Raw genomic sequence first — 22,685 nt, forward strand, 5'->3', positions numbered from 1 at the left:
GCACCTTTTACCGCAGGGATTGTCAGGTTTTTTATTCAGAGGTTTAAAGCGGGTCACAAAATTTTGTTACCTATGGATCCTTTTCAGCAGGAACGTTACTTTATAACATTATGAAACGCGCATTTTTTTGTCTACTGCTGTTGATGAGTTCGGCTGCGACTGCACACCCGCATAGTTTTATCGACATGAAAACGGAAGTGGTCGCTGATGGCGAACGTTTTACCGGCCTGAAAATGACCTGGACGATGGATGAAATTACCTCAGCCGATCTGCTTTATGATGCGGGTGATGCTAAACCTGGCACAGAAGTGTGGAAAAAGCTGGCAGCAGGCGTGATGGCTAACGTGCTGGGACAGCACTATTTTTCTGAAGTGTGGCACAACAAACAGCGGGTAAAATTTTTGAATTTGCCAAAAGAATACCATTTGTCACGGAAAGGGAATAAAGCGGTGCTGGAATTTATCTTACCGCTGGCAGAACCGCCGCGACTTGAAGGACAACGTTTTGAGATTCTGACGTTCGATCCCACCTATTTTGTCGATATGTTTTATGACAAGGCAGAGGCGCTGAGTCTGCCGCCCGCCTTGCAGTCACGCTGTCACGTCGAACTGAACACGCCTCAACCCAGTGATTCACTGAAACAGTATGCACTTTCACTCGATAAAGCTGACGCACCGCCTGAAGAGGTCGATTTAGGCCGACAGTTTGCTCAAACGGTAATGCTGACATGTCATTAATTAATAGTGCACCGCGCACAGTGCGCTTGTGGCCGCTGTGGTTGCTGGCTATGGCACTGGTTATCGCTGGGGCCGCAGTATGGCTGCACTGGCCGCAGCTTTTGCTGCAAAGCGTCTTATGGCAAAAGGATCTCCACCAGCACATGACGCAGCACTTACAGCAGGTTGCGGCACAACCGCATCAGGCAGGCCTGACACTGCTGTTGTTCAGCCTGTTATATGGTGTGCTGCATGCGCTGGGGCCTGGTCATGGAAAAGTGGTGATCACCACCTTTTTAGCCACGCATCCAACAAAACTGAAAACCAGTCTGAAGCTCACGCTGCTGGCTTCGTTGCTGCAAGGTTCGGTGGCTATTGTGCTGGTAACATTGATGCTGGTGATATTGCAAACCTCTTCACGTCAGTTGCACCTCAGCAGTTTTTGGCTGGAGAGAGGCAGTTATCTTTTCGTCACAGGGCTGGGCGTCTGGATCGGCTGTCGGGCGCTCAGCGCGTTATGGCAAAATGTCAGGCCACGTCCGGCAATGAGTATTTATGCCGTGCGGCCGACGCATCGGCATCATGAAAATTGCGCCTGCGGCCATGCGCATTTGCCTGATGCCCAGCAGGTTGCCGACGCGGTTAACTGGAAAACCCAACTTCTGGTGGTCTTATCAATGGGGCTTCGTCCCTGTTCTGGCGCGATCATGATGCTGCTGTTTGCCAAAGTGATCGGTGTGTATGCGTGGGGCGTGGTTTCGGCAGCAGCGATGGCTGTTGGCACGGCACTCACTATTTCCGCAATGGGTTTAGTGGTACAGCATTCACGTGCGCTGGCGCAGCGACTGGCAAATGCAGGCAGGGTGACAAAAAGCGTGCATTTGATTATGCCGTTACTGGCCCTAACAGGAAGCCTGCTATTAATTATCACCGGAATTATATTATGGCAGTCAGCGCAACCTGTAATATCAGGTGGGCTTCGTGCTTTTTAAAAAATTAAAGCGCAGCGGGAAATATATTCCCCTCTGCGTAATACATTTAAGATATTTTTTCACGTCTCAGTAATATTTTTATCTCTCCTCGCTTCCTGGTGAAATGAGTTTTCTCTGTCTACGCTGATAACAACCAGGCGGATAAGTATTCATCTGCCTGAATAATTAAAACTGCACTTATCTGTGCTGCAAGGAGAATTTATTATGGCTGAAACCCGGATTAACAGTGGCACTACTCAAACGGTGGCGGCAACGCAAGCTGGCTTGCCACTCAAACGCATTTCCTGGAGCGCCGTCTTTGCTGGGGTTATTTGTGCCTTAATTGTGCACATTTTACTTGCCCTGCTCGGCACGGCGATTGGCGCGACTACCGTTGACCCGATGGAGGAAGGAAATCCTTTACAGCATCTCGGTACGGGTGCTCTGGTCTGGACGGCGATTAATATGTTAATTGCGATGGCGGCTGGTAGCTACGTTGCCGGGCGTCTGGCACAGCGCGAAGGTGCCCTGCATGGGTTATTGATGTTTGGCCTGAGCACTATTTTCACCATCTGGCTTGCCGTTTCTCTCGCCAGCAGCGTTTTAGGCGGGGCCTTAAATATTGTCGGCTCAGGTTTTCAGGCGTTGGGAAGTGGTATTTCCGCTGCGGCGCCAACCGTTACCCAAATGGCGAAAGATAAACTTGAGGAAAACAATATTAATTTAGATGATTTGCAGAATGAGTTGGAAACCACGCTGCGCCAGACCGGCAAGCCGGAATTACAACCAGAGAATTTACAACAGGATGCAAATAACGAAGCGCAAAACGCAGAGAATCAGGCTTCTCAAACTGCAACGAATCAACAAAATGCCGATACTGATTTAACTAACTGGCTGAGCGGCGTAATGAATCGTCATGCTGATACATTACAAGCCGCCGATCGTGACGCGTTGAAAAATATCATTAAGGCGCGTACCGGAAAAAGCGATCAGGAAGTTGAGCAGATTGTGAGTCAAACAGAACAGAGCTACCAACAGGCCATGCAGAAATATCAGCAGATGAAGCAGCAGGCAGAACAAAAAGCACGTGAAGCGGCTGAGCAGGCAGCAGCTGCGACCGCGAAAGCCAGCTGGTATGCCTTCTTTATGTTGATCATTGAAGCTATCCTGGCCGGTGTCATGGGCATGATTGGACGTCGTACCCAGCCACATCAGGTTCTCAGCCACGAACGTCGTTAATTAAAACGTGCCAATAAAAAAGGCGGCATCAATATGCCGCCTTTTCTTTAGCGTTTTAACGCTTCGCTAAGCTCTTCACGCATGTTTGAAAGCAGTGCTTTCACCACTCGCGGATTACCGGCAACGATATTGCCTGACAGCAGATAACCGTGGTTGCCAGTAAAGTCAGTGACCAGGCCACCCGCTTCACGTACCAGCAGTTCACCCGCAGCAAAATCCCACGGCTTCAGGCCAATTTCAAAATAGCCATCAACGCGGCCCGCAGCAACATAAGCCAGATCCAACGCAGCGGAACCGGTGCGACGGAAGTCGGCACACTGGGTAAACAGTTTAGTGACGATATTCATGTACGCAGGCGCATGCTGCTTCATTTTGAACGGGAAACCGGTCGCCAGAATAGTGCCATCCAGATCGCGTGCAACGCTGCCGCGCAGGCGATAACCGTTGAGCTGCGCGCCCTGACCACGCACGGCGCTGAATAATTCGTTGCGCATTGGATCGTAAACCACCGCGACTTCAGTGCGGCCTTTAATGCGCACAGCAATAGAAACAGAGAAGTGTGGCAAACGTTTGATGAAGTTGGTGGTGCCATCCAGCGGATCGATTACCCATTGAATGTCCTGATCGTCGCCCGCCAGTTCACCGCTTTCTTCGGTGATGATGGTGTGCTGCGGGTATGATTTACGAATGACTTCGATAATCAGGCGTTCTGCGTCGCGGTCAACATTGGTAACGAAGTCGTTGCTGCCTTTCTGGCTGGCTTCGACAGCGTCCGGGGTTTCATAATTCTTGGCAATTAAATTTCCGGCCTTGCGCGCTGCGCGCACGGCGATGTTGAGCATCGGATGCATCGGTATCTCTCGCTGGATGTTAAAGAACGGGGAAAACGGCGCGGAGTATAGCAGTGTGTTCGGTAAATGTCCTGCTTTATGTTAGAGTTTGTTCTGGTGTTTTTTTCTGAATGATCCCAATCCTGAGTAATCCCAATAATGCTGCAAAATATTCGAATTGTGCTGGTGGAAACTTCTCATACCGGCAATATGGGCTCCGTGGCACGCGCCATGAAAACCATGGGCTTAACCAACCTTTATCTGGTCAATCCCCTGGTTAAACCAGATTCACAGGCTATTTCTCTGGCCGCAGGTGCCAGCGACGTAATTGGCGAAGCAAAAATCGTCGACTCACTGGATGAAGCGATTGCGGGTTGCAGTCTGGTGGTCGGTACCAGCGCACGTTCGCGTTCGCTGCCCTGGCCAATGCTTGATTCGCGCGAATGCGGGATTAAGAGTGTGGAAGAGGGCCAGCAAGCGCCGGTCGCGTTAGTGTTTGGGCGTGAACGTGTTGGTCTGACTAACGATGAACTGCAAAAATGTCATTACCACGTAGCCATTCAGGCGAACCCGGAATACAGCTCGCTTAACCTGGCGATGGCGGTGCAGATTATCGCTTATGAAGTCCGTATGGCGTGGTTGCAGGCGCAGGAAAAGGCGAATCCAAAGCCGCAGTATGAAGAATCACCTTATCCGCTGGTGGATGACCTGGAACGGTTTTACCAGCACATGGAACAGATGATGCTGCGCAGCGGCTTTATCCGCGAAGCCAATCCGGGACAGGTGATGAGCAAACTGCGTCGTCTTTATACACGCGCCCGTCCTGAACGCGATGAACTCAATATTTTGCGTGGCATGCTCTCCTCTTTCGAGAAGCGTAAAAACGACAAAAATGGCAGCGATAATAGTTGAGTCAATTACCGGGTTAAATAGTTGACCAATTTAGTTGGTTAAATAGTTGACCAATTTACTCGGGAATGTCAGACTTCCGACATCTTTCGCTAATCCTCCGATAACCGGACGCTATTGAGGTCGTACGCTATGAGACTGACATCCAAAGGACGTTATGCCGTTACTGCTATGCTGGACGTTGCCCTTCACTCCAATGAAGGTCCTGTTCCGCTGGCAGATATTTCTGAACGTCAGGGCATTTCGCTCTCTTATCTGGAGCAGTTATTCTCGCGTTTACGTAAAAATGGCTTAGTGGCCAGCGTGCGCGGTCCGGGCGGTGGTTATCTGCTGGGCAAAGAAGCTAGTGCGATTGCGGTAGGTGAAGTTATTACCGCTGTTGATGAGTCAGTCGATGCCACTAAATGCCAGGGCAAAGAAGGGTGCCAGGGCGGTGAACGTTGCCTGACTCACGTATTGTGGCGCGATCTGAGCGTGCGTATCAGTGAATTCCTGAACAATATTACCCTGGCTGAGCTGGTTAATAATCAGGAAATCCTTGATGTTGCTGACCGCCAGAATGCGAATGACAATCGTCGCTTCCAGAATCCGCGCGCACAGGAAATCAACGTTAACCTGCGCGCCTCCTGATCCCTGTCTCTGCGGCCCTTACTGCTAACGCGGTCAGGGCCGAATCTGCTATAAAGACGTATGATTTTTTATACGGAGCTGTAGCGCAATGAAATTACCGATTTACCTGGATTACGCCGCTACCACGCCGGCCGATCCGCGTGTGGCCAGCAAAATGATGCAATTCTTAACGCTGGATGGCACGTTTGGTAATCCGGCCTCCCGCTCTCACCGTTTTGGCTGGCAATCTGAAGAAGCGGTCGATGTGGCGCGCAATCAGGTGGCGGAGCTGGTTAATGCCGATCCGCGTGAAATTGTCTTTACCTCTGGCGCAACCGAATCAGACAACCTGGCGATCAAAGGCGCTGCCCATTTTCATCAGGCGCGCGGCAAACATATCATTACCAGCAAAACTGAACACAAAGCGGTGCTCGACAGTTGCCAGCAGCTTGAGCGCGAAGGTTTTGATGTCACTTATTTAACCCCTGCTGCTAACGGCATTATTACTGTTGATGCGCTGCGCGCTGCGCTGCGTGACGACACGGTGCTGGTCTCCATCATGCACGTTAACAACGAAATCGGCGTGATTCAGGATATTGCCGCTATGGGCGAGCTGTGTCGCGAACGCGATATTCTGTTCCATGTCGATGCAACGCAAAGTGTCGGCAAACTGCCCCTTGATCTGAGTGAACTGAAAGTCGACTTGATGTCATTTTCGGCCCATAAAATTTACGGGCCGAAAGGCATTGGCGCTCTCTATGTGCGTCGCAAACCGCGCATTCAAATCGACGCGCAGATTCACGGTGGCGGCCACGAACGAGGAATGCGCTCAGGGACGTTACCGGTACATCAAATTGTTGGCATGGGTGAAGCGTATCGCATTGCACGCGAAGTGCGCGAAGAGGAGATGGCGCGCTTGCAGATGCTGCGTGACCGCTTGTGGCAAGGACTCAGTGTGCTGGATGATCTTCATATCAATGGCGATTTACAGCACAGCGCCGCCAATATCCTTAACGTTAGTTTCGCCAACGTTGATGGCGAATCGTTAATCATGGCGTTGAAAGATTTGGCGCTCTCTTCAGGTTCAGCCTGTACTTCTGCCAGCCTTGAACCCTCTTACGTATTACGCGCTTTAGGCCTCAGTGAAGAACTGGCGCACAGCTCGCTGCGCTTCTCACTCGGTCGGTTTACCACCGAAGAGGAGATCGATTACGCCATTGCGCTGGTACAAAAATCCGTGACGCGTTTGCGCGCAGTGAACAAAGCCGGGCGCTAATGTTTACGCCGCATCATTCTGGAAACGGTGTCATTCTCTGAGATGCGCTGGCATCAGCCGGTATTATCTGTTATCAGGACTGTCTGCGCATTCCATGGCATATCCTCACAGGCTGTACCTACACTTTGCCTGGATGAACTTATAACGTATACGGAGCTTCGCGATGAGCACACAACCGATGAATATTACCTTAAGCAGCCAGCCCGCTGATGCGCGCTGGGGCGAAAAAGCGATCCTGACCAGTAATGACAGCGGGATGACGCTGCACTTAACGGACGCAGATGCGCTCGTGACCATACAACGTGCCGCGCGCAAAATTGATGGACAGGGCATCCGTCACGTCGCGTTAGTAGGCGAAGGCTGGCATCTTGAACAATGCTGGGCTTTCTGGCAAGGCTATCGCAGCCCGAAAGGGAAACGTCAGGTTGACTGGCCAACACTGGGTGAACATGAACAGGCGGAGTTTTCTCGCCGTCTGAAGATTATTGACTGGGTGCGTGACACCATCAACCTGCCAGCGGAAGAACTGGGACCAGAAGATCTGGCGCACAGCGCGGTGGATCTGATCAGTGAAGTGGGTGGCGATGCCGTGACCTACCGTATCACCAAGGGTGAAGATCTGCGTGAACAGGGCTACATGGGGTTACACACCGTTGGGCGTGGTTCGAACCGTCCGCCGGCTCTCCTGGCGTTGGATTTCAACCCAACCGGTGATGCAAATGCACCGGTTTACGCCTGCCTGGTAGGCAAAGGCATTACCTTTGATACCGGCGGTTACAGCATGAAGCAGAGTAGCTTCATGGATTCCATGAAATCAGATATGGGCGGTGCGGCGACGGTAACGGGCGCGCTGGCGATGGCGATTTCACGTGGCTTAACGAAGCGCGTAAAACTCTATCTGTGCTGTGCTGATAACATGGTAAGCAGCAACGCCTTCAAACTGGGCGACATCATCCGCTATCGTAACGGTAAATCAGTCGAAGTGATGAACACCGACGCAGAGGGGCGTTTAGTGCTGGCGGATGGCCTGATCGATGCCAGCGAGCAGAAACCCACTCTGCTTATTGATGCGGCCACCTTAACCGGTGCGGCGAAAACGGCGCTTGGCAATGATTACCATGCGCTGTTCACGTTCGACGATGTGATGGCACAGTCGCTGATGGGCAGCGCGGTCAGTGAAAACGAACCGTTCTGGCGTTTGCCTCTGGCAGAATTCCATCGTGCTCATTTGCCGTCTAACTTTGCCGATCTCAATAACATTGCCAGCCCGGCGCATTCAGCAGGAGCCAGTAGCGCAGCGGCCTTCCTGTCTTACTTTGTCAGCAACTATCAGCAAGGCTGGTTACACATTGACTGCTCAGCAACTTACCGCAAAAGTGGGGTAGATCAGTGGTCAGCCGGTGCAACCGGTTTGGGTGTTCGTACCCTGGCGAATCTGTTACTGAAATAAATCGATCCCGGTGGCGGTTTACAGGCCGCCGCTTTTCCTGAGAGTAAATTATGAACCGTCTTGAAGAGGTACTCGTGCTGGCGGCAACTGAGCCTGCGCATCGGCCAGAGTTTTTTCAGTTGCTGTTAGCCTCTGATGCCTGGGTGCCAGGTGAAAGCAACGCGCAGCAACTGGACGCCACCACGCCTGTTGATTTGCAGCACTGGGAAAAAAGTGATGGCAGCAGTGTTATTCCGTTTTTCACGTCAGAACAGGCGATGAGTGAAGCGATTAGCGATGAGCAGGCTTATTTGCGTTTGCCGGTGCGCACGCTGTTTGAAATAACCCGGGGCGAAACGCTGTTTCTCAACCCAAAACTGCCAACCGGTAAAGAGTTTTCAGCGGCTGAAATCAGCCATCTGCTGGGTGAACAGGGCAGTGCACTGAGTCAGCAAACGGTGCTGGAAGGCGGGCATGCACTGCTGCTGTCGGAAGTCGCCGAGCCGCCTGCGCAGATGATTGATTCACTGACGCAACTGTTCAGTAAGTACAAGCAGGTGCGGCGCGCGTTTGTTGCCAGCATTCGCGAAAATGCAGATGAAGAGCCGAACCTGCTGATTGGTATTGAAGCTGACAGCAACCTTGATGAAATTATTCAGGCGGCGGGCAGTGTCGCAACAGATACCTTGCCCGATGATGCACTAATCGATATTTGCGAAGTTACCCCTGAAGATCGCGGCATCAGCCATTTCTTCACCGCGCATATCACGCCGTTTTATGAACGTCGCTGGGGCAGCTTCCTGCGCGACTTCAAAGGCAGTCAGCGCATTCTCTGAAAAAGTGCGGCTTTGATGCCGCACCCTTTTTATTTCTCAATCGGTAAATCGTCGCGGCTGCCCCATTCGCCCCATGAACCGTCATAAAGCGTGACGTTGCGCGCACCCAGCACGGTGAGCGCCAAAATCAGCACTACGGCCGTTACGCCAGAACCACAGCTGGCCACCACCGGTTTTTCAATATCTACGCCAGCTTTAGCAAACAGCGCGCGTAACTCAGCCTCAGGTTTTAACTCACCATTAATCACCAGATCATTCCAGGGCAGGTTAACACTACGAGGAATATGGCCGCGATGCAGACCCGGGCGTGGCTCATCCACTTCGGCATTGAAACGATTAGCGGCACGCGCATCGACGATTTGAGCGCCGCCTTCATGGCTAATTAACAGCACATCGTTAAGACGCTTAACCTGACTCTCATCATAAACGGCGTCAAATTCTCCTTCGGGCAGCGTAACCGGGCCGGTCTCCAGTGAAAAACCGGCGCTTTTCCAGCCTTGTAGCCCACCAGCCAGGATAGAGACGCGTTCTACGCCAAAGGCGCGCAGCATCCACCATGCGCGCGGTGCCGAGAACAGGTTGCCTTCATCGTACACCACCAGATGTTTATCACTGCTCACGCCCAGTTCACGCATCGCGACGGAAAAACCTTCGGCACGCGGCATCATGTGTGGATAAGGACTGGTGTGATCGGAGAGTGCTTCGATATTGAAAAAGCGGCATTCGGTAAGTGGCCTGCCAGATATTCGGCATTGATATCCCGTACCGCTTCCTGGCCGGGCGGCAACATCCGTGCATCCAGCACCTGCAAGGTTTCCTCGGTGTAGTGTTCATTCAACCAGTCAGCGGAGACAAAAATGGCTGTCATAGCAACCTCTTCTCAGGTTTTAAGGAGGTTCAGTTTCCGGCAATAAGCAGGCCAGCTCAAGGGAAAGCGTTGATTAAATAGCAGCGTTGATGTGAAATCGCGCTGCGTTAATCACATACTTTTTTGGATTTTCGACGGTGGGCTGGCAGAGTAGGGACGCAATGGCGGCAGGGGCTCCCCTGGGGCTGGCTCAATGGTGGAGGCGCTTCACTGTCATTATGCAAAGCTGTTGCACAGTTAGTGACCCATTGCTTCGACAGAGATCAATATTTTTCAATAAATTATTGGATCTCTGATAGGCAAGCGTTGGCTCACCCCCTATAATCGGCGCCGTTTCTTAGCCGGGGCGCGCGTCCCCGGTTTCTTCAGGAATTAAGACAGAGGTCATCATGGCAATCGAACGTACTTTTTCTATCATCAAGCCAAACGCCGTCGCTAAAAATGTAATCGGTGCAATCTACAACCGTTTTGAAAGCGCAGGCTTTAAAATCGTTGGCGCGAAAATGCTGCAGCTGAGCAAAGAGCAGGCTGAAGGTTTTTACGCTGAGCACCAGGGCAAACCGTTCTTTGACGGCCTGGTTGAATTCATGACTTCTGGTCCGGTTGTTGTTTCTGTACTGGAAGGCGAAAACGCTGTTCAGCGTCACCGCGATCTGATGGGTGCAACTAACCCAGCAAACGCACTGGCGGGTACGCTGCGTGCTGATTATGCAGACAGCTTCACTGAAAACGCTACCCACGGTTCTGATTCTGCAGAATCTGCGGCACGCGAAATCGCTTACTTTTTCGGCGAAAACGAGATTTGCCCACGCACTCGTTAATCGCTTTGCGATAAACAGAGAGCTGGCTTTACAAAAATCTGCTTAAGGGAGTCCGATCCCGCCTGGCATCAGGCTGCAGATGTTGTACAATATTGCGCCCTCATTGAGCATGCTTAGTGAGGGCGCAAATTTTTATCTTTTCCTGATTAGTGCCATAACGTGTAACAACGAGGCCAGAGAACATTATGTCCGAACAGATTGTGACGCTATCGTCCGCATCCCCCATTGCCGTTTCCCAAAAAGCCAAAAAATTAACCTGCTGGATCTTAATCGTCAGCAGATGCGCGAATTCTTTGTTTCGCTTGGCGAAAAGCCTTTCCGTGCCGATCAGGTGATGAAGTGGATGTATCATTACTGCTGCGATGATTTCGAGCAGATGACCGACATCAACAAAAAGCTGCGCATTAAGCTGATGCAACTCACTGAAATCCGTGCGCCGGAAGTAGCAGAAGAGATGCGCTCCGCTGATGGCACCATTAAATGGGCGATTCGCGTGGGTGACCAGTTGGTCGAAACCGTTTATATCCCTGAAAACGATCGCGCTACGCTGTGTGTCTCTTCCCAGGTGGGATGTGCGCTGGAATGTAAATTCTGTTCGACTGCCCAGCAGGGCTTTAACCGCAACCTGCGTGTTTCCGAGATCATCGGTCAGGTCTGGCGTGCGGCAAAAATTATCGGTGCAGCAAAAGTCACCGGCCAGCGTCCTATCACCAACGTGGTGATGATGGGCATGGGTGAACCGCTGCTTAATCTGAATAACGTGGTGCCAGCGATGGAAATCATGCTGGACGACTTCGGTTTTGGTCTGTCGAAGCGTCGCGTGACGCTGTCGACCTCAGGCGTGGTCCCGGCACTGGATAAGCTGGGCGATATGATTGACGTGGCGCTGGCCATTTCATTGCACGCGCCCAATGACAAGCTGCGCGATGAGATCGTACCGATCAATAAAAAGTACAACATTGAGATGTTCCTGGCGGCAGTTAAACGCTACATGGAGAAATCCAACGCCAATCAGGGACGTGTCACCATTGAGTATGTGTTGTTAGATCATGTTAATGACAGCACGGACGATGCGCATCAGCTGGCAGAGTTGCTGAAAAATACGCCATGCAAAATCAACCTGATTCCGTGGAACCCCTTCCCGGGTGCGCCCTATGGCCGCAGCTCTAACAGCCGGGTCGATCGTTTCTCCAAGGTGTTGATGGATTACGGCTTTACCACCATTGTGCGTAAAACCCGTGGCGACGATATTGATGCCGCCTGTGGTCAGCTTGCCGGAGATGTGATTGACCGTACCAAGCGCACCATGAAGAAAAAAATGGCAGGTGAGCCAATATCTGTGAAGGCGCTCTGAAAGCCTGACAGAGAGCGTTTCCCGTTCGGACGGCGCGTGGCAGGCTGCTGTGATTGAGCGCCATACGGACGGGAATGAACATGAGTAAAGGATTACTGGCGGCTTTGCTGGCCTTGTTTGTTGTAAGCGGTTGTGTCAGTGACGCGCCGCACTTTCGTTCAGCCGAAGTGCGTCTACAGTTAGGTATGCACTATTTAGCGGCAGGGGATTACGCTGCCGCGCAGCGTAATCTCCTGCGTGCACAAGCTGTCGCACCGCGTGATTACCGTATACCTCTTGCACTGGCGCGGCTGGCGCAGCAGCAGGAAAATTTGGCCGCTTCCGTCGAACATTTGTCACAGGCGCAGCGGCTGGCCCCAAAGAATGGTTATGTCGCTAACAATTACGGTGCGTTTCTTTGCGCTTTAGGGCAGTATGACGAAGCGCATCAACAGTTTAAACGGGCAATGGATGCACCGGAAGGCGACGCCCGCACAGAGGCACTTGAACTGTCGGGTTACTGTTATCTGCAGGCAGGTGACAAAGAAGCGGCACGTTCAGCCTTGCTGCACGCGCTGGATGCGGACCGCGGCAAAGGAGAGGCTCTGTTAGCTGAAGCTGAAAGGCTGATGGAAGCACAGCAACAGGTTAACGCGCCATTATTGTTAGAGATTTACCAGCAACGACTGCCTGAAACGGCACGCAGTCTGGCGTTACACATACGTTTCGCCGCGCAACAGGGAAATGCCGCAGATATTCATCGTTATGGCGACCAGTTAGCGCGACGTTTTCCACAATCGATACAGTACCAGCGTTATTTAGCTAATGAATACTGAAGCCACTCAAGAAAACTCTGCAGTACATTCAACAGGTGAACGCCTGCGTCTGGCCCGTGAGCAGTTAGGGTTGACGCAACAGCATGTCGCTGAGCGCCTGTGTCTGAAACTTACTACCGTGCGAGATATTGAGGAAGATAAGCAACCTGCTGATCTGGCCTCGACGTTCTTGCGCGGCTACATTCGCTCTTACGCACGTCTGGTGCACATTCCTGAAGAGGAATTGTTGCCCATGATGGCAAAACAAACGCCGGTGCGTGCAGCAAAAATCGAACCGATGCAAAGTTTCTCGCTGGGTAAGCGCCGCAAAAAGCGAGACGGCTGGTTAATGATTTTCACCTGGCTGGTGCTGTTTGTTGTGGTCGGTCTGACAGGCGCATGGTGGTGGCAAAACCATAAAGCGTCGCAGGACGAACTGGTGAGTATGGCCGATCAGAACGGCAGCAACGGTGACAACAGCCAGTCTATCCCACTGGGTGAAACGGCAGGCGAGGGGACGTCTGACGAGCCGGTTACGCCTGCTGCACCTGATGAAAGCAACACCAACACCAGTACGCCCGTTGCAATTGATAACAATGCTGCCAGCGAGCCAACGGCAACAGCCCCGGCCCCGGCCAACACCGATACTGCCGCCACATCCGCGCAGCCTGGCAGTGATAATGCAGTGGTTTCGCCCAGCCAGGTACCGCTAAACAACGCCGCAGCCCCTGCTGCGACCAGCCCGCAAATGCCGGTTGGCGCGGCGGCGGTGAGTGAGCCAGCAACCGATCCCAACGCGGTTGTCATGACCTTCAGTGCCGATTGCTGGTTAGAAGTTACCGATGCAACCGGTAAAAAACTGTTCAGCGGATTGCAACGTAGTGGTGGTAAACTCAGCCTGGCTGGCACCGCGCCTTATCGTCTGAAAATTGGCGCGCCATCCGCAGTTCAGGTGCAATATCAGAACCAGCCAGTTGATTTAAGTCGATTTATCCGTAATAACCAGGTTGCTCGCCTGACATTAGGTGCGCAATAACAGCGTATCGCGTACGGGCAATTGTGGAGAAGAACTATGCATAACGAAGCACCCATTATCCGTCGTAAATCTAAACGTATTTACGTCGGCAAGGTGCCAGTCGGCGACGGTGCGCCTATTGCCGTCCAGTCGATGACCAACACCCGCACCACCGATGTGGCGGCGACAGTCAATCAAATCAAAGCCCTTGAGCGCGTAGGCGTCGACATTGTTCGCGTCTCTGTGCCAACCATGGATGCCGCTGAGGCATTCAAACTGATCAAACAGCAGGTCAACGTGCCACTGGTGGCCGATATTCATTTCGACTATCGCATTGCGTTGAAAGTCGCTGAATATGGCGTCGATTGCCTGCGAATCAATCCCGGCAATATCGGCAACAACGAGCGCATCCGCATGGTTGTTGACTGTGCACGCGACAACAATATTCCGATCCGCATCGGTGTAAATGCCGGTTCGCTGGAAAAAGATCTGCAGGAAAAATATGGCGAACCAACGCCGCAGGCGTTGCTGGAGTCAGCGATGCGTCACGTTGACCACCTCGATCGCCTCAACTTCGATCAGTTTAAAGTCAGTGTAAAAGCGTCGGATGTTTTTCTGGCGGTGGAATCCTATCGCTTGCTGGCAAAACAGATTGAGCAGCCGCTGCATCTTGGCATTACCGAAGCGGGTGGCGCACGCGCCGGAGCGGTAAAGTCGGCGATTGGCCTGGGGCTGTTGCTGTCTGAAGGTATTGGCGACACGCTGCGTATTTCACTGGCAGCCGATCCGGTTGAAGAGGTGAAAGTGGGTTTCGATATACTGAAATCACTGCGTATCCGTTCCCGTGGCATCAACTTCATTGCCTGTCCTACCTGTTCGCGTCAGGAATTTGACGTCATCGGTACGGTCAATGCGCTGGAACAGCGTCTGGAAGATATTATCACCCCAATGGATGTCTCCATTATTGGCTGCGTGGTAAATGGTCCGGGTGAAGCCACCATTTCTACGCTTGGCGTGACCGGCGGTAATAAAAAGAGCGGTTTTTACGAAGATGGCGTGCGTCAGCGCGATCGTCTCGACAATAATGACATGATTGATCAGCTGGAAGCGCGTATTCGTGCCAAGGCGTCGATGCTCGACGCAAACCGCCGCATCGATGTGCAGCATCTGGAAAAATAATGGCGTGCGCAGTCTGCGCACGTGACTTTAGCTGAACCTGTGCGGTTTCATCCTCATAAGGTATGATGCCGGACAGGTTTTTTTGCATTAAGAGATTCTAACGTGGCGAAGAATATTCAAGCTATTCGCGGGATGAACGATTATCTGCCTGCGGATACAGCCATCTGGCAACGGATTGAAAATACTCTGAAGCAGGTTCTGGCCAGCTACGGCTATAGCGAAATTCGTATGCCGCTTGTGGAACAGACCCCGCTATTCAAGCGCGCCATTGGTGAAGTCACCGATGTGGTTGAAAAAGAGATGTACACCTTTGATGACCGCAACGGTGAAAGCCTGACGCTGCGCCCTGAAGGTACGGCGGGCTGTGTGCGTGCGGGTATTGAACACGGCTTGCTCTACAACCAGGAGCAGCGTTTGTGGTACATGGGACCGATGTTCCGTTACGAGCGCCCACAAAAAGGCCGCTACCGTCAGTTCCATCAGATGGGTGTTGAAGTCTTTGGTCTGCAAGGGCCAGATATTGACGCTGAATTAATCATGCTTAACGCACGCTGGTGGAAAGCGTTGGGCATCGCTGATCATGTTCGCCTCGAACTCAATTCCATTGGATCTCTGGAAGCGCGCGCTCATTATCGCGACGCATTAGTGGCTTTCCTTGAGCAGCATAAAGAGAGGCTGGACGAAGACTGCAAACGCCGCATGTACACCAATCCCATGCGCGTCCTCGACAGCAAAAATCCTGACATTCAGCAATTACTAAACGATGCGCCAACACTCGGTGATTATCTCGATGATGAATCGCGTGCGCATTTTGACGGCCTGTGTGCGCTGCTGGATGATGCCGGTATCGCCTATACCGTGAACCAACGCCTGGTCCGTGGCCTGGATTACTACAACCGCACGGTAATTGAATGGGTCACAGACAGCCTCGGTTCCCAGGGCACTGTATGCGGCGGTGGTCGCTATGATGGTCTGGTTGAACAGCTGGGTGGTCGTCCAACACCGGCAGTTGGATTTGCAATGGGCATGGAACGTCTGGTTCTGCTGGTTCAGGCGGTTAATCCAGAATTTGAACCGACACGTAATGTTGATGTCTATGTTATCGCTTCGGGGCAGGGCGTACAGTCAGCGGCTATGCAACTGGCTGAAAAGCTGCGTGATGAGCTTCCCGAACTGAAGCTGATGTCCAACTTTGGTGGCGGTAACTTTAAGAAACAGTTCGCACGCGCTGATAAGTGGGGCGCTCGCATCGCGCTGGTATTAGGCGAAGATGAAGTGAAAACTGGTCAGGTCGTCATTAAGGATCTGCGCAGCGGCGAACAGCAAACGCTGGCGCAGTCTGAGGCTGCTGCTGCCTTGCGCACGCTGCTACAGTAAGCGTGTCACAGCACCAACCATTGAAAGGAGAGGGATTGCGTGGAAGTTTATAGCAATGAAAATGAACAGGTTGATGCGCTGCGTCGCTTTTTTGCCAATAACGGCAAAGCATTAGCCGTCGGCGTAGTCATCGGCATTGCCGCGCTGGGTGGCTGGCGTTACTGGGCGAGTCATCAAGAAAGCTCAACCAAAGCAGTTTCTGCACAGTATCAGCAACTGACCACTGCCATGCAGGCTGATAAGCCAGAGACGCTGGAAGCTGTCAGCAAATTTGCGACGGAAAACAGCAATACTTACGGTGCGCTGGCATCGATGGATGTTGCGAAACAGTATGTTGACAACAATCAGCTCGATAAAGCCGCCACGTTGCTGCAAAACGGCCTGAAAAATACCAAAGACGCCAATCTGCAGGCGGTCATTAACCTGCGTCTGGCTCGCATTCAACTGCAACAAAATCAAGCTGATTCGGCGCTTAAAACCCTTGACGCTGTCAAAGGTGATGGCTGGACAGCCATTGTGGCCGATATCCGCGGTGAAGCACTGCTGAGCAAAGGCGACAAGCAGGGCGCACGCGATGCATGGGGTAAAGGGGTAGAATCTGACGCCTCGCCAGCATTGAAGCAAATGATGCAGATGAAGATGAATAATTTAAGCTAAGCCAGTCAAGAGAGAGCGCATGGAATTACGTAAATACCTGCTGCCGGGGCTGATTTCAGTCACTTTGCTCAGCGGTTGTTCGCTGTTTAGCGGCGAAGAAGATGTAGTAAAAATGGCCCCGTTGCCAAAGGTCGAAAATCAGTTCACGCCGCAGGAAGCGTGGAGCACATCAGTGGGTGATGGCGTTGGCGACTTTTACTCTAACCTGCATCCAGCCTGGCAGGATGGCACTGTCTACGCTGCCGATCGTTTCGGTATCGTGAAGGCGCTGAATGCAGCGGATGGCAGTGAAAAATGGAAAGTCGATCTCTCGGAGAAAACCGGCTTTTTCTCGAAAAATCGTTCTGCCTTACTGTCGGGCGGTTTGACTGCGAGTGGCGATCACCTCTATGTCGGTAGCGAGCGCGGTCAGATTTATGCTTTAAGCAGCAGCGACGGTAAGATCAGCTGGCAAACTCAGGTTGCAGGCGAAGCGTTATCACGTCCGGTGGTGAGCGATGGTCTGGTGCTGGTTCACACCAGTAACGGCATATTGCAAGGGCTGGATGAAACCAGCGGCGCCATTAAATGGAGCGTCAATCTGGATATGCCTGCGCTGTCACTGCGCGGTGAATCTGCGCCAGCCGTCGCTTTTGGCGGCGCGATTGTCGGTGGTGACAATGGCCGCGTCAGCGCCGTTATCCTGAACCAGGGACAGCTGATTTGGCAGCAACGCATTTCACAGCCAAGCGGTGCAACTGAAATTGATCGTTTGAATGATGTTGATACCACACCGGTTATCGTCAACGGCGTAGTTTATGCGCTGGCTTACAACGGTGATTTAACCGCACTGGATCTGCGTTCAGGCCAAATTTTGTGGAAACGTGAAATTGGCGGCGTGAAAGATCTGCTGGTGGATGCAGGCCGTATCTATCTGGTTGATCAGGATGACCGTGTGATTGCCCTGAATGCTGATGGCGGCGTGGCAATCTGGCGTCAAAGCGATCTGCTGCACCGCAACCTGACTTCACCGGTTCTCTACAACGGTTATATCGTAGTGGGCGACAGCGAAGGCTATCTGCACTGGATGAACACAACAGATGGTCGCTTCGTTGCGCAGCAGGAACTGGACAGCTCGGGCTTCCAGACAGAACCTGTCGTCGCCAGCGACAAGCTGTTGATTCAGTCGAAAGACGGTGAGGTTTATGCGATTACCCGTTAACGGGTCAATCCAGGGTAGGTGAGATCCTTCCGTCAAAACGGCTCCTGAGATATCAGGGGCCGTTTCGTTTTTAGTCAGGCATGGTATTCTTTGCGCCTTCAGCCTGAACTTAACGGCCAGAGCCGTTATAATCACGCCATTCGGGCGATTAATTTTTTATTGAGGCACTGTTATGATACCTGTGGTCGCGCTGGTTGGGCGTCCCAATGTGGGAAAATCTACGCTATTTAACCGTTTAACCCGCACACGTGATGCGCTGGTAGCGGATTTTCCTGGACTGACTCGCGATCGCAAATATGGTCGCGCCGAAGTGGAAGGGCGCGAATTTATTGTTATCGATACCGGCGGTATTGATGGTACTGAGGATGGCGTTGAAACGCGCATGGCTGAACAGTCGCTGCTGGCGATTGAAGAAGCTGATGTCGTGTTGTTTATGGTTGATGCACGTGCAGGCGTTATGCCTGCGGATGAGCAAATTGCCAACCATCTGCGTTCACGTCAAAAAGCCACTTTTCTGGTTGCCAACAAAACCGACGGACTCGATCCGGATGCGGCAGTTCTCGATTTCTACTCCCTGGGATTGGGCGAAATTCATCCAATTGCGGCTTCTCACGGACGTGGCGTGACCAGCCTGCTTGAGACTGCGCTGCTGCCATGGATGGAAAAAGTCGATCCGATTGAAATCTCCGAAGAAGACGAAAACGAAGCCTACTGGGCTGCGCTGGCGGCTGAAGAAAACGGCGAAATCGAAGAGGAAGAAGAGGAAGAATTTGATCCGACCGGTTTGCCGATCAAGCTGGCAATTGTGGGTCGTCCTAATGTCGGTAAATCTACGCTTACTAACCGTATTCTGGGTGAAGATCGCGTAGTTGTTTATGACATGCCGGGCACCACGCGTGACAGCATCTATATCCCGATGGAGCGTGACGGGCGTGAATACGTCCTGATCGACACTGCCGGGGTACGCAAACGCGGTAAGATCACCGACACAGTGGAGAAATTTTCAGTAATCAAAACGTTACAGGCAATTGAAGATGCCAACGTTGTGATGCTGGTGATCGATGCGCGCGCAGGCATTTCCGATCAGGATCTCTCACTGCTCGGCTTCATTCTGAACAGCGGACGCTCACTGGTGATTGTGGTGAACAAGTGGGATGGTTTGTCGCAAGAAATTCGTGACGAAGTGAAAGAGACGCTCGATTTCCGTCTGGGCTTTATCGATTTTGCTCGCGTGCACTTTATTTCTGCCCTGCACGGTAGCGGCGTGGGCAACCTGTTCGAATCGGTAACAGAAGCCTACGACTGTTCAACTAAGCGTGTTAATACTTCGTTGCTGACACGTATCATGAACATGGCGGCTGAAGATCATCAGCCGCCGTTAGTTCGTGGTCGTCGTGTGAAGCTGAAATATGCGCACGCCGGGGGATATAACCCGCCAATCGTAGTGATCCACGGCAATCAGGTAAAAGACCTGCCCGATTCTTATAAACGTTATCTGATGAACTATTTCCGCCGTTCACTTAACGTGATGGGAACGCCGATTCGTATTCAGTTTAAAGAGGGGAAAACCCTTATGAAGGCAAGCGCAACCTGCTGACACCAACACAGCAGCGTAAACGTAAGCGTCTGATGGCGCATATGAAAAAGAATAAGCGTTAAGCGATAGAGGGCCTTCTGGCCCTCTTTTTTCGCCTTATTCTGTCATACCGACGGCTTAAAAGGAGAACACCATGTCCGCAGTTTGTGAAAAATGTCAGCAGCCGCTCATGCTAAGCGAAGGCGCATTTATTTGTTCATCGTGCGGTGCACATTATCCTGCTCAGGCGATGTGTCCAGATTGTCAGCAGCCGTTAGAGGTGCTCCGGGCCTGTGGCGCTGTTGATTATTTTTGTCGCCACGGACATGGCTTAATCTCACGTAAGCGAGTGCTTTTTGTACCGTTAAACGACTGATACATTTTCTTACTTCTCTGCTTTCTTTACTTTCAAATACGCGAAACGTGCAAATTTAAATACTTAACGCACAATTTGTAGCAAAAATGCTATTGCGCCGTAACCACTGCGTTATAGAGGTTCACTCTTTAATGTACCAGGTGGTACAATCCTGCCGCGTCGTGATGCTGAGCCAGACAATTCTGAATGTCTGCTTGCTCACATTATCTGTGTTATGAACGTAGGTCTGTTTAAATTCGCTTTAAAATAAAGCTAAACCCGTTATATGAACCTCTGTTTAACGTGGCCGGTTATCGGTTGCAGGGGCGTGGACGCTTTATTTTTTTCAGGAGAGTAAGTGTTATGGCTGAAACATCGTCCCGTCCTGGCAAGGGGTTGGGAATATGGTCTGTGCTGCTCGGGCTGGTGCTACTTGCCACCGGTCTGTTCTTTGTTATTGGCGGCGGAAAACTCGCCACCCTTGGCGGCAGCTGGTACTTTTTAATTGCAGGTATCGTCACCATTGTGTCGGCGTTTCAATTTTTCCGCCGTAAATCTTCCGCAGTTACGCTGTTTCTGCTGGTCTTTATCGGCACGTTGATTTGGTCGCTGTTTGACGCCGGTTGGGAGTTTTGGCCATTGGTTTCACGTCTGATGGTGCCAGCCGGACTGATGATCCTCGCTTTTATTACCTGGCCTGCACTACGCAAGCGCGAAGGTAAAGCCTCCCTGGCAAAAGTTTCTTATGTGCTTTCTGCCGTACTGGCTATTGGTATGGTGGTGACTTTTGTACAGATGTTCCAGCCGCATCCCACCGTTGCTGCAACCGGACAGGAACTGCCGCTGGTGCCGGTAGATAAAGCGAAACAGCAAAAAGACTGGGATAACTACGGCAACACGCCGGAAGGTAGCCGTTTCGTCGCGCTGGATCAAATTACCCGTGACAACGTTAAAGATCTGCAGGTTGCCTGGACTTTCCGTACCGGCGATATACCTGACAGCCCAACCGGTAACGGTGCGGAAGATCAGCAAACGCCACTGCAAGTCGGCAACACTCTCTATCTTTGCACACCGCATAACAATGTGATTGCGGTAGAAGCCGATAGCGGTAAGCAGATTTGGAAACGTGAAATCAATGCGCAGGCTGAAGTGTGGAACCGCTGCCGTGGTCTGGCCTACTTTGATGCGACTAAACCATTAACACAGCCGTCACAGCCTGGCTCAACGCCGGTAACGACGGTGAATCTGCCTGCGGGCGATACCTGTCAGCGTCGCATTCTGATGAACACCATCGATGCACGTCTGATTGCTATCAACGCTGACAATGGTGAATTCTGTGCAGATTTCGGTAATAACGGTGTTGTTGATCTGAAAGCTGGCCTGGGCCAGGCGCCAGATCCTCAGTATCAGTTGACCTCTGCGCCAACGCTTGCCGGTACTACCGTTGTGGTGGGTGGTCGCGTAGCGGATAACGTTCAGACGGATATGCCTGGCGGTGTTTTACGTGGCTTTGACGTTATCACCGGCCAGATGCGTTGGGCATTCGATCCAGGCAATGTGGATCCCAATGCGATTTTGATGCCAGGTAAAGACTACGCACGCAGTACGCCTAACTCCTGGGCACCGATGTCTTACGATCCGGCGATGAACACCGTGTTCATTCCAATGGGCAGCTCCTCTGTGGACCTGTGGGGTGCTAACCGTACCGCGCTCGATCACAAATATGGCGCGTCCGTGCTGGCGCTAGATGCGACTACCGGTAAAGAGAAATGGGTTTATCAGACCGTACATAACGATCTGTGGGACTTTGACTTGCCGATGCAGCCAAGTTTGATTGACTTCCCATTGAAAGATGGCACAACCAAACCTGCTGTAGTCATCGGTGGTAAAACGGGCATGATTTTCGTGTTGGACCGCATGACCGGCAAGCCGCTGACGAAAGTCGAAGAACTGCCAATGCCGCAGGGTCATATCCCGAACGAGCAATACACCAAAACGCAGCCGCATTCAGTCGGTATGCCACAGATTGGCAACCAGACGCTGAAAGAATCTGATATGTGGGGTGCCACACCGTTCGATCAGTTGGTTTGCCGCGTTGCCTTTAAATCGATGCGTTATAACGGCCTGTTCACCGTGCCGGATACGGACAAGTCTCTTAGCTTCCCCGGTTCACTGGGCGGCATGAACTGGGGCAGCATGTCTACCGATCCGAACAATAACCTGCTGTTCGTTAACGACATGCGTCTTGGCCTGTGGGTGCAGATGATCCCGGCAAATACCGATGCTATTGCACGCGGTAACAACGGCGGTGAAGCGATCAATACCGGTATGGGCGCCGTTCCGTTAAAAGGCACGCCTTATGCGGTCAACAAAAACCGCTTTATGTCACCGCTGGGCATTCCTTGTCAGGCACCACCGTTCGGTACGCTGTCGGCAATTGACATGAAAACCCAGAAAATTATCTGGCAGGTTCCTGTTGGCACCGTGCAGGATACCGGTCCGTTTGGTATCAAGATGGGCGTAAAAATGCCGATCGGTATGCCAACGCTGGGCGGGACTTTAGCAACGCAGGGGGCCTGGTGTTTATTGCGGGCACGCAGGATTACTATCTGCGCGCCTTTGATAGCGCAACCGGTAAAGAAGTGTGGAAAGCACGCTTGCCAGTGGGCAGCC

Annotated in this window: 17 protein-coding genes and 4 pseudogenes; 19 read left to right on the top strand and 2 right to left on the bottom strand. The window is 52.1% G+C overall.

What is annotated here, in order from left to right; translation table 11 throughout:
* Positions 1–110: 110 nt before the first annotated feature.
* The 3 genes from O3W44_RS17100 (at position 111) to O3W44_RS17110 (ending at position 2,926) form a co-directional block, all read left to right on the top strand.
* Positions 111–737 (top strand): DUF1007 family protein, encoded by a 627-nt coding sequence (locus tag O3W44_RS17100; RefSeq protein WP_269293983.1) that lies wholly within the window; start codon positions 111–113, stop codon positions 735–737.
* Positions 728–1,708 carry a nickel/cobalt transporter gene (locus O3W44_RS17105; RefSeq protein WP_269293984.1) on the top strand — a complete coding sequence of 327 codons (981 nt, stop codon included), beginning with the start codon at positions 728–730 and terminating at the stop codon, positions 1,706–1,708. Before O3W44_RS17100 ends, O3W44_RS17105 begins: the two co-directional genes overlap by 10 nt.
* A 204-nt stretch (positions 1,709–1,912) precedes the next feature.
* The gene (locus O3W44_RS17110) at positions 1,913–2,926 is read left to right on the top strand and encodes a TIGR04086 family membrane protein (RefSeq protein WP_269293985.1); all 1,014 of its coding nucleotides are present in this window, start codon (positions 1,913–1,915) and stop codon (positions 2,924–2,926) included.
* A gap of 47 nt (positions 2,927–2,973) precedes the next feature.
* Here the strand turns inward: O3W44_RS17110 and suhB are convergent, their stop codons facing one another.
* Entirely contained in the window at positions 2,974–3,777 is an 804-nt protein-coding gene (gene suhB / locus O3W44_RS17115; RefSeq protein WP_269293986.1) for an inositol-1-monophosphatase, read from the bottom strand.
* Between the two features lie 138 nt (positions 3,778–3,915).
* On the opposite strand from suhB, the gene trmJ reads away from it, so the two are divergent.
* The 5 genes from trmJ to sseB all read left to right on the top strand — a co-directional run bounded on the left by trmJ (position 3,916) and on the right by sseB (position 8,815).
* The gene (gene trmJ, locus O3W44_RS17120; protein ID WP_269293987.1) at positions 3,916–4,668 is read left to right on the top strand and encodes a tRNA (cytosine(32)/uridine(32)-2'-O)-methyltransferase TrmJ; all 753 of its coding nucleotides are present in this window, start codon (positions 3,916–3,918) and stop codon (positions 4,666–4,668) included.
* A 129-nt stretch (positions 4,669–4,797) separates the two neighbouring features.
* Complete coding sequence (gene iscR / locus O3W44_RS17125) at positions 4,798–5,295, top strand: Fe-S cluster assembly transcriptional regulator IscR (RefSeq protein ID WP_269293988.1); 498 nt, start codon at positions 4,798–4,800, stop codon at positions 5,293–5,295.
* A gap of 88 nt (positions 5,296–5,383) precedes the next feature.
* Complete coding sequence (locus tag O3W44_RS17130; protein ID WP_269293989.1) at positions 5,384–6,550, top strand: IscS subfamily cysteine desulfurase; 1,167 nt, start codon at positions 5,384–5,386, stop codon at positions 6,548–6,550.
* A 163-nt stretch (positions 6,551–6,713) separates the two neighbouring features.
* Positions 6,714–8,000 (top strand): aminopeptidase PepB, encoded by a 1,287-nt coding sequence (gene pepB / locus O3W44_RS17135; protein WP_269293990.1) that lies wholly within the window; start codon positions 6,714–6,716, stop codon positions 7,998–8,000.
* A 50-nt stretch (positions 8,001–8,050) separates the two neighbouring features.
* Positions 8,051–8,815 carry an enhanced serine sensitivity protein SseB gene (gene sseB / locus O3W44_RS17140; RefSeq protein WP_269293991.1) on the top strand — a complete coding sequence of 255 codons (765 nt, stop codon included), beginning with the start codon at positions 8,051–8,053 and terminating at the stop codon, positions 8,813–8,815.
* A 29-nt stretch (positions 8,816–8,844) separates the two neighbouring features.
* Here the strand turns inward: sseB and sseA are convergent.
* Positions 8,845–9,683: pseudogene (sseA, locus tag O3W44_RS17145) on the bottom strand (3-mercaptopyruvate sulfurtransferase).
* A 389-nt stretch (positions 9,684–10,072) separates the two neighbouring features.
* Between sseA and ndk the strand changes: the two are divergent.
* The 11 genes and pseudogenes from ndk to O3W44_RS17200 form a co-directional block, all read left to right on the top strand.
* Complete coding sequence (gene ndk / locus O3W44_RS17150) at positions 10,073–10,504, top strand: nucleoside-diphosphate kinase (protein WP_003848684.1); 432 nt, start codon at positions 10,073–10,075, stop codon at positions 10,502–10,504.
* A 185-nt stretch (positions 10,505–10,689) separates the two neighbouring features.
* Positions 10,690–11,858, top strand: a pseudogene (locus tag O3W44_RS17155) (bifunctional tRNA (adenosine(37)-C2)-methyltransferase TrmG/ribosomal RNA large subunit methyltransferase RlmN).
* Positions 11,859–11,938: 80 nt separating this feature from the next.
* Entirely contained in the window at positions 11,939–12,673 is a 735-nt protein-coding gene (gene pilW, locus O3W44_RS17160; RefSeq protein WP_269293992.1) for a type IV pilus biogenesis/stability protein PilW, read from the top strand.
* A complete protein-coding gene (rodZ, locus tag O3W44_RS17165) occupies positions 12,663–13,688 on the top strand; it encodes a cytoskeleton protein RodZ (RefSeq protein ID WP_269293993.1) in 1,026 nt (341 codons plus the stop codon). Before pilW ends, rodZ begins: the two co-directional genes overlap by 11 nt.
* Before the next feature lie 36 nt (positions 13,689–13,724).
* A complete protein-coding gene (gene ispG, locus O3W44_RS17170; protein ID WP_269293994.1) occupies positions 13,725–14,846 on the top strand; it encodes a flavodoxin-dependent (E)-4-hydroxy-3-methylbut-2-enyl-diphosphate synthase in 1,122 nt (373 codons plus the stop codon).
* A 102-nt stretch (positions 14,847–14,948) separates the two neighbouring features.
* Positions 14,949–16,223, top strand: coding sequence for a histidine--tRNA ligase (gene hisS / locus O3W44_RS17175; RefSeq protein WP_269293995.1), 1,275 nt, complete (start codon positions 14,949–14,951; stop codon positions 16,221–16,223).
* A gap of 39 nt (positions 16,224–16,262) precedes the next feature.
* Positions 16,263–16,880 carry a YfgM family protein gene (locus O3W44_RS17180; RefSeq protein WP_269293996.1) on the top strand — a complete coding sequence of 206 codons (618 nt, stop codon included), beginning with the start codon at positions 16,263–16,265 and terminating at the stop codon, positions 16,878–16,880.
* Positions 16,881–16,899: 19 nt separating this feature from the next.
* A complete protein-coding gene (gene bamB / locus O3W44_RS17185; protein ID WP_269293997.1) occupies positions 16,900–18,081 on the top strand; it encodes an outer membrane protein assembly factor BamB in 1,182 nt (393 codons plus the stop codon).
* 172 nt (positions 18,082–18,253) lie between these two features.
* Positions 18,254–19,740, top strand: a pseudogene (gene der, locus O3W44_RS17190) (ribosome biogenesis GTPase Der).
* 71 nt (positions 19,741–19,811) lie between these two features.
* Positions 19,812–20,033 carry a zinc ribbon domain-containing protein gene (locus O3W44_RS17195; RefSeq protein WP_269293998.1) on the top strand — a complete coding sequence of 74 codons (222 nt, stop codon included), beginning with the start codon at positions 19,812–19,814 and terminating at the stop codon, positions 20,031–20,033.
* A 342-nt stretch (positions 20,034–20,375) separates the two neighbouring features.
* Positions 20,376–22,675: pseudogene (locus O3W44_RS17200) on the top strand (membrane-bound PQQ-dependent dehydrogenase, glucose/quinate/shikimate family); the annotation flags it as partial.
* Positions 22,676–22,685 lie beyond the last annotated feature (10 nt).

The sequence above is a fragment of the Pantoea sp. LMR881 genome (assembly GCF_027157825.1).
GTDB lineage: Bacteria > Pseudomonadota > Gammaproteobacteria > Enterobacterales > Enterobacteriaceae > Pantoea > Pantoea haifensis.

Bases quoted from the DNA above. Each gene is read 5' to 3' on its own strand.
- O3W44_RS17100 (WP_269293983.1), top strand. From the start codon at position 111: ATGAAACGCGCATTTTTTTGTCTACTGCTGTTGATGAGTTCGGCTGCG.
- O3W44_RS17105 (WP_269293984.1), top strand. From the start codon at position 728: ATGTCATTAATTAATAGTGCACCGCGCACAGTGCGCTTGTGGCCGCTG.
- O3W44_RS17110 (WP_269293985.1), top strand. From the start codon at position 1,913: ATGGCTGAAACCCGGATTAACAGTGGCACTACTCAAACGGTGGCGGCA.
- suhB (WP_269293986.1), bottom strand. From the start codon at position 3,777: ATGCATCCGATGCTCAACATCGCCGTGCGCGCAGCGCGCAAGGCCGGA.
- trmJ (WP_269293987.1), top strand. From the start codon at position 3,916: ATGCTGCAAAATATTCGAATTGTGCTGGTGGAAACTTCTCATACCGGC.
- iscR (WP_269293988.1), top strand. From the start codon at position 4,798: ATGAGACTGACATCCAAAGGACGTTATGCCGTTACTGCTATGCTGGAC.
- O3W44_RS17130 (WP_269293989.1), top strand. From the start codon at position 5,384: ATGAAATTACCGATTTACCTGGATTACGCCGCTACCACGCCGGCCGAT.
- pepB (WP_269293990.1), top strand. From the start codon at position 6,714: ATGAGCACACAACCGATGAATATTACCTTAAGCAGCCAGCCCGCTGAT.
- sseB (WP_269293991.1), top strand. From the start codon at position 8,051: ATGAACCGTCTTGAAGAGGTACTCGTGCTGGCGGCAACTGAGCCTGCG.
- ndk (WP_003848684.1), top strand. From the start codon at position 10,073: ATGGCAATCGAACGTACTTTTTCTATCATCAAGCCAAACGCCGTCGCT.
- pilW (WP_269293992.1), top strand. From the start codon at position 11,939: ATGAGTAAAGGATTACTGGCGGCTTTGCTGGCCTTGTTTGTTGTAAGC.
- rodZ (WP_269293993.1), top strand. From the start codon at position 12,663: ATGAATACTGAAGCCACTCAAGAAAACTCTGCAGTACATTCAACAGGT.
- ispG (WP_269293994.1), top strand. From the start codon at position 13,725: ATGCATAACGAAGCACCCATTATCCGTCGTAAATCTAAACGTATTTAC.
- bamB (WP_269293997.1), top strand. From the start codon at position 16,900: ATGGAATTACGTAAATACCTGCTGCCGGGGCTGATTTCAGTCACTTTG.
- O3W44_RS17195 (WP_269293998.1), top strand. From the start codon at position 19,812: ATGTCCGCAGTTTGTGAAAAATGTCAGCAGCCGCTCATGCTAAGCGAA.